The following is a 13,483-nucleotide window of genomic DNA, read 5'->3' as shown; positions in this document are numbered from 1 at the left end:
CAACACCCCCTCGCCGTCTCGAACCCCTCCATGTTGTCACACCGAGCCTGCCCGCGACCGGCGGTTCGGCGGTTCCCCTGGACACTTCGACTACGCTGAGGCGAGACGTAAGGACACCGGTCAGGCAGCGCGGCCGGCCGGTCACACCCGAGACGGAGCTATGAACGCACGCATTCTCGTCGTCGACGACGACACCGCACTCGCCGAGATGATCGGCATCGTGCTGCGCACCGAGGGCTTCGAGCCGTCGTTCTGCGCGGACGGGGGCGGCGCGCTCCAGGCGTTCCGCGACACCAAGCCCGACCTCGTCCTCCTCGACCTCATGCTCCCGGGGATCGACGGGATCGAGGTGTGCCGCCTGATCCGTCAGGAGTCCGGTGTCCCGGTCATCATGCTGACCGCGAAGTCCGACACCGCGGACGTGGTGAAGGGGCTCGAGCCCGGCGCCGACGACTACATGGTGAAGCCGTTCAACCCGAAGGAGCTCGTCGCCCGGATCCGCACGCGGCTGCGCGCGCCGGCCGCCGACCTCGCGGAGACCCTCCGCATCGGCGACCTCACCGTGGACGTCGCGGGCCACGAGGTCCGTCGCGCCGACGGGGTCATCGGGCTCACGCCGCTGGAGTTCGACCTCCTCCTCGCACTGGCGAGCAAACCCCAGCAGGTGTTCACCCGCGAGATGCTGCTCGAACAGGTCTGGGGATACCACTACAAGGCCGACACCCGACTCGTGAACGTCCACGTGCAGCGGCTCCGCGCGAAGGTCGAGGAAGACCCCGACAACCCGAAGATCGTCATGACGGTGCGTGGCGTCGGATACCGCGCCGGCGCGGTCACCGGCTGATCCGACATGGCCTCCCGACTCGCCGGCTGGGCGGCCGACTGGCGGCTGTGGCGGAGGTGGCCGCAGCAGGTGCGCTCGCAGTGGCGGCGCTCGCTGCAGTTCCGGACGGTCGCCATCACGGTCGGCCTCTCGGGACTCGCCATCCTCCTGACCGGTGCCTACCTCTCGTTCAGCATCGGCAACGATCTCTTCCAATCCCGACTGCAGCAGGCGCTCGGCGGCTCCGGTCGTGCCATCGCGTCCGCGCAGAGCATCCTCGACGCGTCGGACGCCAGCGAGCGCGTCGCCCTCCAGCAGCTCATGGGGACCGTGCGGACCGATCTCCAGACGACCTCCGGCAGCAGCCTCATCGCCGCCTACCGGGCTCCCGGGCAGGACCCCAGCCAGGTCACGCCTCCGGGCTTCGAGTCGCCGGGGCTGGGAGGGGGTGTCATCTCGGACGCGCTCAGTGAGGCGGTCCGGGCCGACCCGGACACCCTCCAGTGGCAGTCGGTGACCCTCACATCCGCCGACGGCTCGACCACCGCCGGCATCGTCGTCGGTTCCATGGTGTCGATGCCGACCGCGGGGTCATACGAGATCTATCTGGGCTTCGACCTGAGCGACTCGGAGCAGACGCTCGGCTTCGTCCAACGGACGCTCTTCCTCGCGGGCGTCGGCCTCATGATCCTCGTCGGTGGTGCCGCGTGGTTCATCGTCCGCTTCGTGGCGACACCGATCCGGTTCGCAGCCGAGACGAGTCAACGTCTGGCCGGCGGCGACCTGGACGTGCGGATGCCCGAGAAGGGCGAGGACGAGCTCGCCATCCTCGCCCGCTCCTTCAACGGGATGGCCGCCAGCATGCAGAAGCAGATCAAGGAACTCGCGGAGCTCTCGCTCGTGCAGCAGCGGTTCGTGTCGGACGTCTCGCACGAGCTGCGCACGCCCCTGACGACCATCCGCCTGGCCGGCGACGTGCTCTACGACCAGCGCGACTCCTTCCCACCGGCCACCGAGCGGACGGCCGAGCTCCTCCACGACCAGGTCGGGCGGTTCGAGATCCTGCTGGCCGACCTGCTGGAGATCAGCCGCTACGACGCCGGCAGCATCGAACTCGAACTGGAACCGACGAGTCTCGTCCATCTCGCGGAGGAGGTCGTGGAGGAGCTCCGCCCGCTCGCGGAGCCGACCGGTTCGGATCTCCGGATCGTCGCACCGGGTGGCTACTCGGCGGTCCCGATGGACCCGCGGCGCATCCGGCGGATCGTGCGCAACCTCGTCGGCAACGCCATCGAGCACGGCGAGGGCAAACCGATCGTGGTGTCGGTGGACAGCAACGAGTCCTCGGTCGCGATCGCGGTACGCGACTACGGCCAGGGCATGACGCGTGAGGCCACCGAGCGCGTGTTCGACCGCTTCTGGCGCGCGGACCCGTCCCGCAAGCGCACCATCGGCGGCACCGGGCTCGGACTCGCGATATCCCTCGAGGACGCGGTCCTGCACGAGGGGTGGCTGGAGGTCTGGTCGGAGCCCGCCGCCGGCTCGTCCTTCCGCCTCACCATCCCACGCGAACCCGGGACGGAGATCGTCCGCTCGCCCATCAGCCTGCCGCCCGACGATGCGATCGAGTCCATCGTCGACGAGCTCACCGCGCCGACGACCCGCTCACTCCCGACCGTGCGATCGGCGGACGACGACAAGGAGGATGCTCGTGGTTGACGTCCCCGCACGATCGCCGAGACGACGATCCGCAGTACGTCGGATCGCTGCGGCGGCGCTGCCGATGCTCCTCGTGGTGGTGCTCAGCGCCTGCGTGGGCATCCCGCGGGGCGGTTCCGTGCAGGACGGCGGAACGGTCGAGGGGGACGGCGGCGACGTCGACGTCAACTTCATCGCGCCGGGTCCCGCCGAGGGGGCGACGCCGGAGCAGATCCTCCGGGGCTTCATCGACGCCGCCGCGAGCCCGCAGAACAACTACGAGATCGCGCGCGAGTTCCTCGCACCCGCGCTCCGGTCCGACTGGGATCCCGACGCCGGAGTGACCATCGACCAGGGCGGCCGCACGTTCGCCCCGGTCGCCGACACGGTGCAACTCACCGTCAGCCCCGTCGCGGCGGTCGACGACCGGGGTGAGTACCGCGAATCGGGGAACTCGTCGCCACTGAGCTGGACCTACTCCTTCGAGCAGGTGCGGGGGGAGTGGCGGATCGCGGCCGCTCCGCCGGGCATCGTCCTCGAGTCATCGACCTTCGCCGACGTCTTCGCGGCCTACTCACTGAGCTACTTCGACCCGAGTTTCACCCGACTCGTCCCCGACCAACGTTGGTTCCCCTCGCGGGCGTCGACCGCGACGAGGATCGTGGGGGCGCTGCTCGACGGACCGGCGGAGTGGCTGAAGGGCGCGGTGGCGACGGCGTTCCCCGAGGGGACCTCGCTCACGAGCGACGCCGTTCCGGTCGAGGCCGGGACCGCGCGCGTGGACCTGACCAAACCGGCCCTGCAAGCGGACGCGGTCACCCTCCAGCGGATGCAGCTCCAGCTGAGCAGCAGCCTCGTGCAGCTGTCCGGCAGCGTCGGCGGGGTGGCCGCCGTCTCGAACGTCGCGATCACCGTCGTCGGCAATTCCACGCAGACGGTCTCGCCGCTGTCGCTCGCCGCACCGCGGGTCGACCCCCGGGCACTCGTCCAGCGCGCGGACGAGTTCGGCTTCGCCTCGGGGAACCGGCTCGAGGCCGTGCCGGGGATCTCGACGGCGGTCGTGGCGGCCGGGGCCGACGCGGCCGTGTTGTCCGCCGACCATGACCAGGCCGCGGTCCGTTCCGCCGCCGGTGTCACGGTGATCCAGGCCGACGGCGACATCCGGCTCGTCGACAACCGCCCGGGACTCCTTCCGCCGACGATGGACCCGTTCGGCTTCACCTGGACCGTGCCGGCGGCGGCGCCGTCCGCGCTGCTCGCGCACGACGCCGCGGGTGGCACGGTGCAGGTCGCGACGAGTTGGACCGGCGCGTCCACGATCGATTCGATCCAGGTGTCCCGGGAGGGTACTCGCCTCGTCGCGCTGCTCCGGGACGGGACGCAGTCGCGGCTCGTGGCCGCCGCGATCATCCGCGGTGACCGGAACGCGCCGTTGCGACTCGGCGATCCCGTCGAGCTCCGCGTCATGTCCACGGAGGCGACGACCGTCACCTGGGTAGACGACATCACCGTCGCCGTCCTGCTGGGCGGCGGTGACGGGACGACGATCGTCACGCAACAGATCGGCGGCCGCTCCGCGCCCGTACCGAAGCTCGCGGACGTCACGAACCTGGTCGGGGGCAACGGACCGACGCAACTGCGGGCCCTCACGAGTGACGGTCGGCTGCTGTTGCCCCGTGGGTCGAGCTGGCAGGAGGCGGGCAGCGACGTCCGGTTCATCGCGACCCAGCTGGGGTCGCCCGACTGAGTGAATGCGCTCCACAGCGCGTTCGGAGTGCCGAAGCCGTCTGCGTCTCGGACGATGCGCCACCGGACGCGCCGCGTGGGCGCGACCATCGGATGATGCGATCCTCGTCGAGTCGAAGCACGCCCCTCGCTCATGCCCGCGAGGCCTGCCTGGACGCATGGGCCCTCGTGGTCCCGGTCACGTGCGCCGGATGCGGTGCGCCGGACCGCGGGCTGTGCGACGACTGCCGCGGGCGTCTGGTCCGACCGGCGGCCCCCGACGACGACGCCCTCCTCGTGCGGTGGAACGGTGCGGACGGTACCCCCGGTCTCGCCGCCCGTCGCTACGACGAGTTCGTCGGCGCCATCCTCCTCGCCTACAAGGAGGATGCCCGGACCGGCCTCGTCCGACCGCTGGCCGCCGCACTCGAACCGGCGTTCCGGTCCGCCGTGCTCGAGGCGAGCCGGGCGATGGGCGGCGTCTCTCCGGAGATCGCGACGATCCCGGCCAGACGACGCGCCGCCCGCGATCGGGGCTTCCACCCGGTGGAGCAGCTCGTGCGCCGGCTCGGCGCCAGACCGTCGCGCCCGCTGCGATGGGCGCGGGAGCCCGCCGACCAGCGGGACTTCGGCCGGGCGGAGCGTCTCGAGAACCTCGCCGATGCCCTGGTCGCGCCACGGCGGCTCGACGGGCGCCGCTTCCTGCTCGTGGAGGACGTCGTCACGACGGGCGCCACCGTCGGGGAAGCGGTCCGGGCGATGCACGACGGCGGTGGCCTCGTCGTCGGCGTCGTGGCCCTCGCCAGGGTCGGACCGTGAACGGACGGCGGGTCACGAGGCCGGAAGATGAACGTTCCCTGAACACCGCTGATGACTTCCGCAGGCTCGGGCACTACGGTTGCAGAACGGCGTGAAAGGACCGCCCGGGACCGGGTGGTCAGCCGGATGAGGAGGTCGAACGTGGATATCAACATCGTCGGACTTGGACTCGGCATCACCGATCGGTTCCGCGAGTACGCGACCGAGAAGGCGGAGAAGGTCGCCCATCTGGTCGAGCAGGCGCAGTCGCTCGACATCAAGGTGTCCCGCCATCACGACGCCAACGGACGCAAGGGCGAGGACCGCGTCGAGCTGACGCTCGTCGGCCCCGGACCATTGGTCCGTGCGGAGTCGACCGGCTCCGACAAGTACGTGGCCTTCGATCTCGCGATCGCGCGGATGCTCGAGCGCGTCCGCCGCTCGAAGGACCGCAAGAAGGAGCACCGCGGCAAGCACCGCACCTCCCTGCACGCCGCCAGCAGCGAGGGGTTCAGCGGCGTCGACATCACGCCTGCCGCGCCGGAGCTGCTCGAGCAGGTTGCGACCGGCAGCGTCGCGACGCTGACCCACGAGGACGAGGAGCAGGAGGCGTACTCGCCCGTCGTCATCCGCACGAAGGAGTTCCCCGCGGAGTGGATGAGCGTCGAGGACGCCGTCGACCGCATGGAACTCGTCGGCCACGACTTCTTCCTGTTCATCGACGCCTCGTCGGAGCGGGCGAGCGTCGTGTACCGCCGCAAGGGCTGGGACTACGGCGTGATCAGCCTCGAGGACGGCTCGAACTAGCGTCCTGCACCCCGACCGACGCGGTCGCCCGGTTCGCCGGGCGGCCGCGTCGTGGCATGTCGGTGGCGACGTCGAAGACGGCGTCGTGTACCCGCAGGCGTGCCGAGGTCACCTCGAGCCAGTCGAGCTCGGCCAGGGAGCGTCGCCGTCTGGCTTCGAGCCCGATCCACGCGATGTCACCCTGCGGCGTCGGGGGGAGCGTCGACAGATCCTCGTCGAGCTGCTGCACGAGATCGAGCGCCCACGCGCGTTGGACGGCGATGACCCCGAACACGTCGACGCCGTCGAGTGACGCCGCGAGGGCGACCTTGTTCGGGAGTTCGTCTCGCGAAGCGCTGGCCGCGACGGGTGTCGCCCACCAGCGTTCGAGGACGTCGCGCCCGTCGGCGGTGATGCGGTAGAAGACATGCCCCTGCGCATCCACGGCGGCCCGCTCGACGAGCCTGTCCCGCTCGAGACGATCGAGGGTCGCATAGGCCTGGCCGACGTTGAGCGGTGTGTCGGGTGTCGTCCGCCGGTCGAACTCACCGCGCAGACGGTACCCGTAGTCGTCGCCGAGCGCGAGGATCGCGAGCAGACCGTGCTTGACCGACATCGAACCTCCATGAAATACCTACGCCGTAGGTGTCGCCAGCCTAGTGACCCGTCCGGCCCGCGCTGCGGCGGCGCTCCGTCGACATCCGTCCGCCCCTCGATACACAGCGTCCACTCAAGGGACTCCCCGCTAACATGTTCAGAGGACTGCCCCGTTCTGGTGCACCCCGTCCGTCCCGGTCAGTCGACCAGGACGGAGATCAGGAACACGTAATGGAGAGCAATTCGTGGCCTCACCACTTGAGAAGATCCTTCGCGTCGGCGAAGGTCGCATCCTCCGGAAGCTGACCAGCCTCACGAAGGCGGTCAATGCCCTCGAGGACGACTTCACGGAGTTGAGCGACGAGGAGCTGAAGAGCGAGACCGTCGAGCTGCGCGAGCGCTTCGAGAACGGCGAGACCCTCGACGACCTCCTCCCCGAAGCCTTCGCCGCGGTGCGCGAAGCTGCACGCCGCACGATCGGCATGCGCCACTTCGACGTCCAGATCATGGGTGGCGCCGCGCTGCACCTCGGCAACATCGCCGAGATGAAGACCGGTGAGGGCAAGACGCTCGTCGCGACCCTCCCGGCCTACCTCAACGCCATCGCCGGCAAGGGCGTGCACATCGTCACGGTGAACGACTACCTCGCGTCGTACCAGTCGGAGATCATGGGGCGCGTCTTCCGCGCGCTCGGCATGACGACCGGCGTGATCGTCGAGGGTCAGACGCCGGAGCAGCGCCGCGAGCAGTATGCGGCCGACATCACCTACGGCACGAACAACCAGTTCGGGTTCGACTACCTCCGCGACAACATGGCGTGGCAGGCCAAGGACATGGTCCAGCGCGGTCACTTCTTCGCCGTGGTCGACGAGGTCGACTCCATCCTCATCGACGAGGCACGGACCCCGCTCATCATCTCCGGGAAGGCCTCCGGCGAGGCGAACCGCTGGTTCCAGGAGTTCGCCCGGCTCGCGGTGCGACTCGAGCCCGGTGAGGACTTCGAGGTCGACGAGAAGAAGCGCACCGTCGGCGTGCTCGAGCCCGGCATCGAGAAGGTCGAGGACTACCTCGGCATCGACAACCTCTACGAGTCCGCCAACACCCCGCTCATCTCCTTCCTGAACAACGCGATCAAGGCCCGCGCGCTCTTCAAGAAGGACAAGGACTACGTCGTGATGAACGGCGAGGTGCTCATCGTCGACGAGCACACCGGTCGCATCCTGGTCGGACGTCGCTACAACGAGGGCATCCACCAGGCGATCGAGGCCAAGGAGGGCGTGGCCGTCCAGGCCGAGAACCAGACCCTCGCGACCGTGACGCTCCAGAACTACTTCCGTCTCTACGAGAAGCTGTCCGGCATGACCGGTACGGCTGAGACCGAGGCGGCGGAGTTCATGTCGACGTACAAGCTCGGCGTCGTCCCGATCCCGACCAACCGCCCGATGCAGCGCATCGACCAGTCGGACCTCGTGTACAAGAACGAGGAGGCGAAGTTCGCGCAGGTCGTCGAGGACATCGTCGAGCGCCACGAGCAGGGCCAGCCGGTCCTCGTCGGCACGACGAGCGTCGAGAAGAGCGAGTACCTGTCGAGGCTCCTCGCCAAGAAGGGCGTCAAGCACGAGGTCCTCAACGCGAAGAACCACGCGCGTGAGGCCGCGATCATCGCCCAGGCCGGTCGACTCGGCTCGGTCACCGTCGCCACCAACATGGCCGGTCGTGGAACCGACATCATGCTCGGCGGCAACGCCGAGTTCCTCGCCGTCGCGGAGATGAACGCCAAGGGTCTCAGCCCGATCGACACCCCCGAGGAGTACGAGGCCGCGTGGGACGAGGTCTTCACCGAGGTGAAGGCCGCGGTCAAGGAGGAGGCCGACAAGGTCATCGACGCCGGCGGACTCTACGTCCTCGGTACCGAGCGCCACGAGTCGCGCCGCATCGACAACCAGCTGCGCGGTCGCTCCGGCCGTCAGGGCGACCCCGGCGAGAGCCGGTTCTACCTGTCCCTCACCGACGACCTCATGCGCCTCTTCAACGCCGGAGCCGCGGAGAGCCTCATGGGGCGCCAGAACGTGCCGGACGACCTCGCGATCGAGTCGAAGATCGTCAGCCGCGCGATCCGCAGCGCCCAGTCGCAGGTCGAGGCGCGGAACGCGGAGATCCGCAAGAACGTGCTCAAGTACGACGACGTCCTCAACCGGCAGCGCGAGGCGATCTACTCCGACCGCCGCCACATCCTCGAGGGCGACGACCTCCACGATCGCGCACAGCAGTTCCTGGAGAGCGTCGTCGACGACGTCCTCGACGAGCACACCGGCGAGGGCAACGGCGACGACTGGGACTTCGACGCACTCTGGGCCGAACTGAAGACGCTCTACCCCGTCGGCCTGACGATCGACGAGGTCGTCCAGGAGGCGGGGACGAAGGGGCGGATCAACCGCGACTTCATGCGGCGCGAGATCCTCTCCGATGCCAAGCTCGCGTACACCAACCGCGAGGAGTCGCTCGGTGCCCCGGCGATGCGCGAACTCGAGCGCCGCGTCGTCCTCCAGGTGATCGACCGCCGCTGGCGCGACCACCTGTACGAGATGGACTACCTGAAGGACGGCATCGGTCTGCGGGCCATGGCGCAGCGCGACCCGCTGGTCGAGTACCAGCGCGAGGGCTACGCGATGTTCCAGCAGATGATGGGGCAGATCCGCGAGGAGAGCGTCGGCTTCCTCTTCAACCTCGAGGTCGAGGTCGCCGGCGAGGTCGATGCGGGCACCGCTGCACCGGCGATCACGGCCAAGGGCCTGACGCAGGAGACCCCCGACACCGAGAAGCTCAGTTACTCCGCTCCGAGTGAGCAGGGTGGGGTCGAGGTCCGCAACCAGCGCGGGCAGATCGAGAAGGCGGCCACCGAACGCGCACAGCGGCTCCAGCAGACGAACCGTCCCGCCGGCGATGCGGCTCCGGCGACGAAGGCCGCCCCGGCCGCGAAGGCGTCGCGTGGGGCCTTCGGTCAGCAGTCCGAGGCGCCTGCGGCTGCTCCGAGCAACCGTTCGGACCGTCGCAAGCAGGGCAAGAAGAAGTAGGCCCACGCCGGCACGAACGGGAGCCCTCCGGACCATGGTGACATCGGTCCGGAGGGCTCCCGTCTGTCGGTTGCGGGCGGATGTGCAGCGGCGGTCAGAGCACGCTCACCGAGGTCGCCCGCCAGCGGCCGTCCAAGCCCTCCAGCCGGATGGCCACGGCTCGGGACCGTGCTCGTCCGTGGACGATGACCACGGACTCGACGACGCCGTCGCGTGGCTCGGAGACGGTCACGGTGCCGATGGAGACGGCCGGCACGGTGCCCGGGACGCCGCGGACGCGTCGTGCCCGTTCGGCGAGGATCACGCGCTTCAGCAGGACGGTGTGCACGTCGGCGGTGATCCACCGCGCGAGCTGCGTGAGGTCCCGGGCTCCCGCGATCACCTCGATCACGCTCCGTGTGAGGTTCTCGAGCAGCGGTCGCGGATCAGGGAGTTCGGCTCGGGGCGCCGGTTGGGGCGCGAAGTAGTCGTCCGCACCGGTGCGCGCTGCCGCCCGCACCTCCGGCGTGCGTCGCTCGGGGAGCGGAGGCGCCGGCCGGAGGCGAGCCGTGCGTGCTTCGGGCTCGTCGTCGTCGTGCCGGGCAACGGTGCTCATGGGGCCTCCGAGGGGTGAGCGGCCGCCACGAGTCGGGCGACCAGAATCTGACATGTCACACTCATCATGTCAGTTCCCTGGTGTCCAGGACCAGGGGTCTGTGGAGAACGCAGGACGTCGCCGCCCTCTGCGCACTACCGTCGGCGTATGCGTTGGGACAGCCTGTTCGACGATCTCGCCGGTCAGCTCGACGACGAGCTCGCCGTCGACGACGACGCCGTCCGCATCGAGGCCGAGCGGCTTCGGCGCGGGCGTCTCACGCTCCGCGAGCGGCTGGTCGCCCTCTGCGGCGACGCCGACGCACCAGGACCGCTCGTCGTCGAACTCGTCGACGGGACGACCTGGCGGCTGCGGGTCCGGAGCATCGGGAAGGACTGGATCCAGGCCGAATCCGGTACCCCGGGCGGCCGGGAGGTCGTCGTCCCGCTCGATGCCATCGCGGCGGTCGCCATGACGCAGACCCAGATCGATTGGAGTCTCGACGACGTCGCGGTCCGCGAACCGCGACTGCTCGACCGCCTCACCGTCTCGTTCCTGCTCCGTGATCTGTGCCGACGCCGTGCAGCAGTGATCGTGCGGACCCGGACGGGGAGCTGGACGGGCACGGTCGACCGGGTGGGCCGCGACCATCTGGATCTGGCCGTCCACGAGCCAGGGTCGCCGCGCCGCAGCCGGAGCATCGAGCAGATCCGCGTCATCGTGCTCGCTGAGGTCGTCGTCGTCGAGCGTGCCGCCTGAGGCGGCGCGTCGGACGCTTGCCGGAACCGGGGCTCAGCCGAGGGGCGGCACGGGCCGGAGCATCGGGGCGCCGGTGAACTCGGCGAGTTCGGTGAGCTGGGCCTGGTGCCAGAGGCCTGCACGACGTGCCTCCTCGTACTGACCGCTGATGAAGGCTTCGAGTGCCGGGAACTCGATGCGCCACGGTCCGCTGCGCCCGATCCGGATGGCGGGCAGCTCACCGCTCGAGATGAGCTCGGCCACGTGCTGGGCCGAGACGTTCAAGACCTCGGCCGTATCGGCGACGGTGAGGAAGCGACCGAGCGGGGCCGCATCGCGCTGCGATTCCATTCCTCGATTATCCTCTCGCGCGGGCGGCGTCCGCCGGGCTGTGGATAACTTCGGCGCGATGTCCGGAGCCCGGGCAGCATGGGACCGGAGGCGGCGCACGGGGTGCCCATGAAGGAGGAGACGGTGCGGGGAATCGAGCGGGGACACGGATCGGAGTCGGGAGGAGCGCGAATCGACGGCGGGGAACGGATGACCGACCGTCTCGCCGGACTGCGTCATGGTGTCGGCGGACGGCAGGTGTCCCGGTCGCGCATCTGGGTGGACCCACGCTTCCTGGTGGGCCTCATGCTGGTGGTCGCGTCGATCCTGGGAGTGTGGTGGCTCGTCACGACCTCGAGCCGGACGACCCCGGTGTATGCGGCGTCCGAGACGCTGACGCCCGGAACGCGGCTCGACCGCTCCTCACTCCAGGTGATCGACGCACGTCTGGGATCGGTCGAGGGCGGGTACCTCGGAGCTGGAGCGGCACCGCCGCCGGGGATCGTCGTCACGCGGACGATCGCAGCGGGGGAGCTCGTGCCGCTCGACGCGCTCGGCGAGGCGAGCGCCGTCGGCGTGACCACGCTCGTCGTCGAACCGGCCGGACGGTTCGGCGCCGACATCGTGCCGGGGACCGTCGTCGACCTCTGGGCGGCCGCGCCGGACGGCGACGGGTACGGTGTCCCGGAGGTGCTGGTCTCGGCCGCGACCGTCGTCCGGGTCGGCGAGGACGAAGGGCTCCTGTCGGGCCGTGGTTCGGTCGCCCTCGAGCTCGCGGTCCCGCGCTCCGCCGTCGCGACGGTGCTCTCGGCGACGGCGGCGGCGCACCTGCTGTCCGTGGTCCCCACCGAGCCCGGCGAACGCTGATGCTGCGCGTCGGACTCGCCCTCGATCCACGGGTCGAGGGTGAGATCCTCGCGACGATGCTCGACCTCGGACACCGCGTCGCCTGGCGCTGTCACGACGGCGCCGAACTCGAGGAGCGCGTCGGCGCCGGCACGCCCGTCGACGTGCTGCTCGTGTCACCCGGGGCCGACCGCCTGCGCGCCGAACTCATCGACCTCGCGGACCGCGTGGGCACGAGGGTCGTGGCGCTCGCGTCCGGCGAGTCCGAACGGCGCCATGCGGCTGGGCTCGGTCTCGTCGACATCGTCCTCCTGCCGGTCGATCCCGAGGAGCTCGATCGGAGCATCGCGCCGCTCGACCTCGGCGGCGACAGCCCTCGTCCGGTCGCCCAGGCCGCAGGGCGGGTCATCGCCGTGTGGGGTGCGGCCGGGTCGCCCGGCACGACCACCGTCGCCGCAGGCATCGCCAGTGAGCTCGCTGCGCGCGGCCGCCGGGTCGTCCTCATCGATGCGGACACCTACGGGTCATCCGTCGCGGCCATGCTCGGCCTCCTCGACGAGGCACCCGGGTTCGCCGCGGCCTGCCGACTGGCCGGAAGTGGGGCGCTCGACATCGAGCAGCTCGAGCGGATCGCGGTCGTCCATCCGTCGCCGTCCGGCGCGTTCCGGGTCCTGACCGGCATCTCGCGCGCGGCACGCTGGACGGAACTGTCGACGGAACGCGTCGCGACGACCATCGAACGGTGCCGGGCGTGGATGGACGACATCGTGATCGACACGGCGTTCTGCCTGGAGGCGGACGAGGAGATCTCGAGCGACCTGTTCGCGCCCAGACGGAACGGCGCGGCGTTCGCCGTCCTCGGGTCCGCAGACCGGGTGGTCGAGGTCGGTGCGGCAGACCCGGTCGGGGTCACGAGGCTGCTCCGCGGCCACGCGGAACTCGTCGAACTCGTCGACCCGTCGCGCATCTCGGTGGTGGTGAACCGGCTGCGTGGCGTCGCGCTCGGTACCGGCCCGGCCGGTCAATTGGCGTCCACGCTCTCCCGCTTCGGCGGGATCGAGGCGGCCGCGCTCCTGCCGGAGGACCAGCGGGTGGTGGACGCCGCGGTGATCGCGGGGAGGAGCTTCCGCGACCAGGCCCCGCGCGGGGCGCTGCCCGTCGCGTTGCGGCGGTTCGTGTCCACCCTCCTCGACCAGGAGCCGGCGCCGGTGCGCGACCGCTCGCGGCGCTCGGCGGGTGGAGCACGCGGGCGTCGTGCGCGGAGTCGGTCACGCCGAGCGGAATAGTCTCGACAGATTCACTCAATACAATTGGGTGATCAACCGAATATGCATTGGCTCGCCGATATATGCATCTGCATTCTTCTCCGAAGCATCGCTATCCGTTGGGTGATGAATTACTTCGGTATCGTGTCGGTATTCAAATTCGCTTGATGGTGTTCGATATGATCGGATAACCGTCGGACCCACCACGGATATCTTCAGGAGGACCCCC

12 protein-coding genes are annotated in these 13,483 nt (G+C 69.9%); 9 read left to right on the top strand and 3 right to left on the bottom strand.

Annotation, left to right across the window (positions count from 1 at the left end):
* The first annotated feature begins 160 nt into the window (after positions 1-160).
* The 5 genes from mtrA to hpf all read left to right on the top strand — a co-directional run bounded on the left by mtrA (position 161) and on the right by hpf (position 5,851).
* Positions 161-844 (top strand): MtrAB system response regulator MtrA, encoded by a 684-nt coding sequence (gene mtrA / locus EAO79_RS16575; protein WP_124769641.1) that lies wholly within the window; start codon positions 161-163, stop codon positions 842-844.
* A gap of 6 nt (positions 845-850) precedes the next feature.
* Positions 851-2,542: an MtrAB system histidine kinase MtrB gene (mtrB, locus tag EAO79_RS16570; protein WP_124769640.1), complete on the top strand. Its 1,692-nt coding sequence runs from the start codon at positions 851-853 to the stop codon at positions 2,540-2,542.
* Positions 2,535-4,268 (top strand): LpqB family beta-propeller domain-containing protein, encoded by a 1,734-nt coding sequence (locus tag EAO79_RS16565; RefSeq protein ID WP_164486963.1) that lies wholly within the window; start codon positions 2,535-2,537, stop codon positions 4,266-4,268. Before mtrB ends, EAO79_RS16565 begins: the two co-directional genes overlap by 8 nt.
* Before the next feature lie 95 nt (positions 4,269-4,363).
* On the top strand, positions 4,364-5,065 hold the full coding sequence (locus tag EAO79_RS16560) for a ComF family protein (RefSeq protein WP_164486962.1): 702 nt from the start codon (positions 4,364-4,366) through the stop codon (positions 5,063-5,065).
* Positions 5,066-5,206: 141 nt separating this feature from the next.
* Positions 5,207-5,851 (top strand): ribosome hibernation-promoting factor, HPF/YfiA family, encoded by a 645-nt coding sequence (gene hpf, locus EAO79_RS16555; protein WP_064295235.1) that lies wholly within the window; start codon positions 5,207-5,209, stop codon positions 5,849-5,851.
* On the opposite strand, the gene EAO79_RS16550 is transcribed toward hpf, so the two are convergent.
* A complete protein-coding gene (locus EAO79_RS16550) occupies positions 5,826-6,446 on the bottom strand; it encodes a PadR family transcriptional regulator (protein ID WP_124769637.1) in 621 nt (206 codons plus the stop codon). The genes hpf and EAO79_RS16550 overlap by 26 nt on opposite strands.
* Positions 6,447-6,672: 226 nt before the next feature.
* Here EAO79_RS16550 and secA point away from each other — a divergent pair, with 226 nt between their 5' ends.
* A complete protein-coding gene (secA, locus tag EAO79_RS16545; RefSeq protein ID WP_079707252.1) occupies positions 6,673-9,501 on the top strand; it encodes a preprotein translocase subunit SecA in 2,829 nt (942 codons plus the stop codon).
* Between the two features lie 94 nt (positions 9,502-9,595).
* Here the strand turns inward: secA and EAO79_RS16540 are convergent, their stop codons facing one another.
* Entirely contained in the window at positions 9,596-10,096 is a 501-nt protein-coding gene (locus EAO79_RS16540) for an Rv3235 family protein (protein WP_194718995.1), read from the bottom strand.
* 147 nt (positions 10,097-10,243) lie between these two features.
* On the opposite strand from EAO79_RS16540, the gene EAO79_RS16535 reads away from it, so the two are divergent.
* On the top strand, positions 10,244-10,834 hold the full coding sequence (locus tag EAO79_RS16535) for a hypothetical protein (RefSeq protein WP_124769636.1): 591 nt from the start codon (positions 10,244-10,246) through the stop codon (positions 10,832-10,834).
* Positions 10,835-10,867: 33 nt separating this feature from the next.
* Here the strand turns inward: EAO79_RS16535 and EAO79_RS16530 are convergent, their stop codons facing one another.
* Positions 10,868-11,164 carry a helix-turn-helix domain-containing protein gene (locus EAO79_RS16530; RefSeq protein WP_079707250.1) on the bottom strand — a complete coding sequence of 99 codons (297 nt, stop codon included), beginning with the start codon at positions 11,162-11,164 and terminating at the stop codon, positions 10,868-10,870.
* 189 nt (positions 11,165-11,353) lie between these two features.
* On the opposite strand from EAO79_RS16530, the gene EAO79_RS16525 reads away from it, so the two are divergent.
* Both EAO79_RS16525 and EAO79_RS16520 read left to right on the top strand, forming a co-directional pair.
* Positions 11,354-12,010, top strand: a complete 657-nt coding sequence (locus EAO79_RS16525; RefSeq protein ID WP_124769635.1) for a hypothetical protein — start codon at positions 11,354-11,356, stop codon at positions 12,008-12,010.
* Positions 12,010-13,275, top strand: a complete 1,266-nt coding sequence (locus EAO79_RS16520) for a P-loop NTPase (protein ID WP_124769634.1) — start codon at positions 12,010-12,012, stop codon at positions 13,273-13,275. The genes EAO79_RS16525 and EAO79_RS16520 overlap by 1 nt, the downstream gene beginning before the upstream one ends.
* Positions 13,276-13,483: the final 208 nt, after the last annotated feature.

It is taken from the genome of Plantibacter sp. PA-3-X8 (assembly GCF_003856975.1).
Classification (GTDB): Bacteria; Actinomycetota; Actinomycetes; order Actinomycetales; family Microbacteriaceae; genus Plantibacter; species Plantibacter auratus.
The sequence above is the reverse complement of the archived record's forward strand: the minus strand, read 5'-3'. Positions and strand labels throughout refer to the sequence as shown.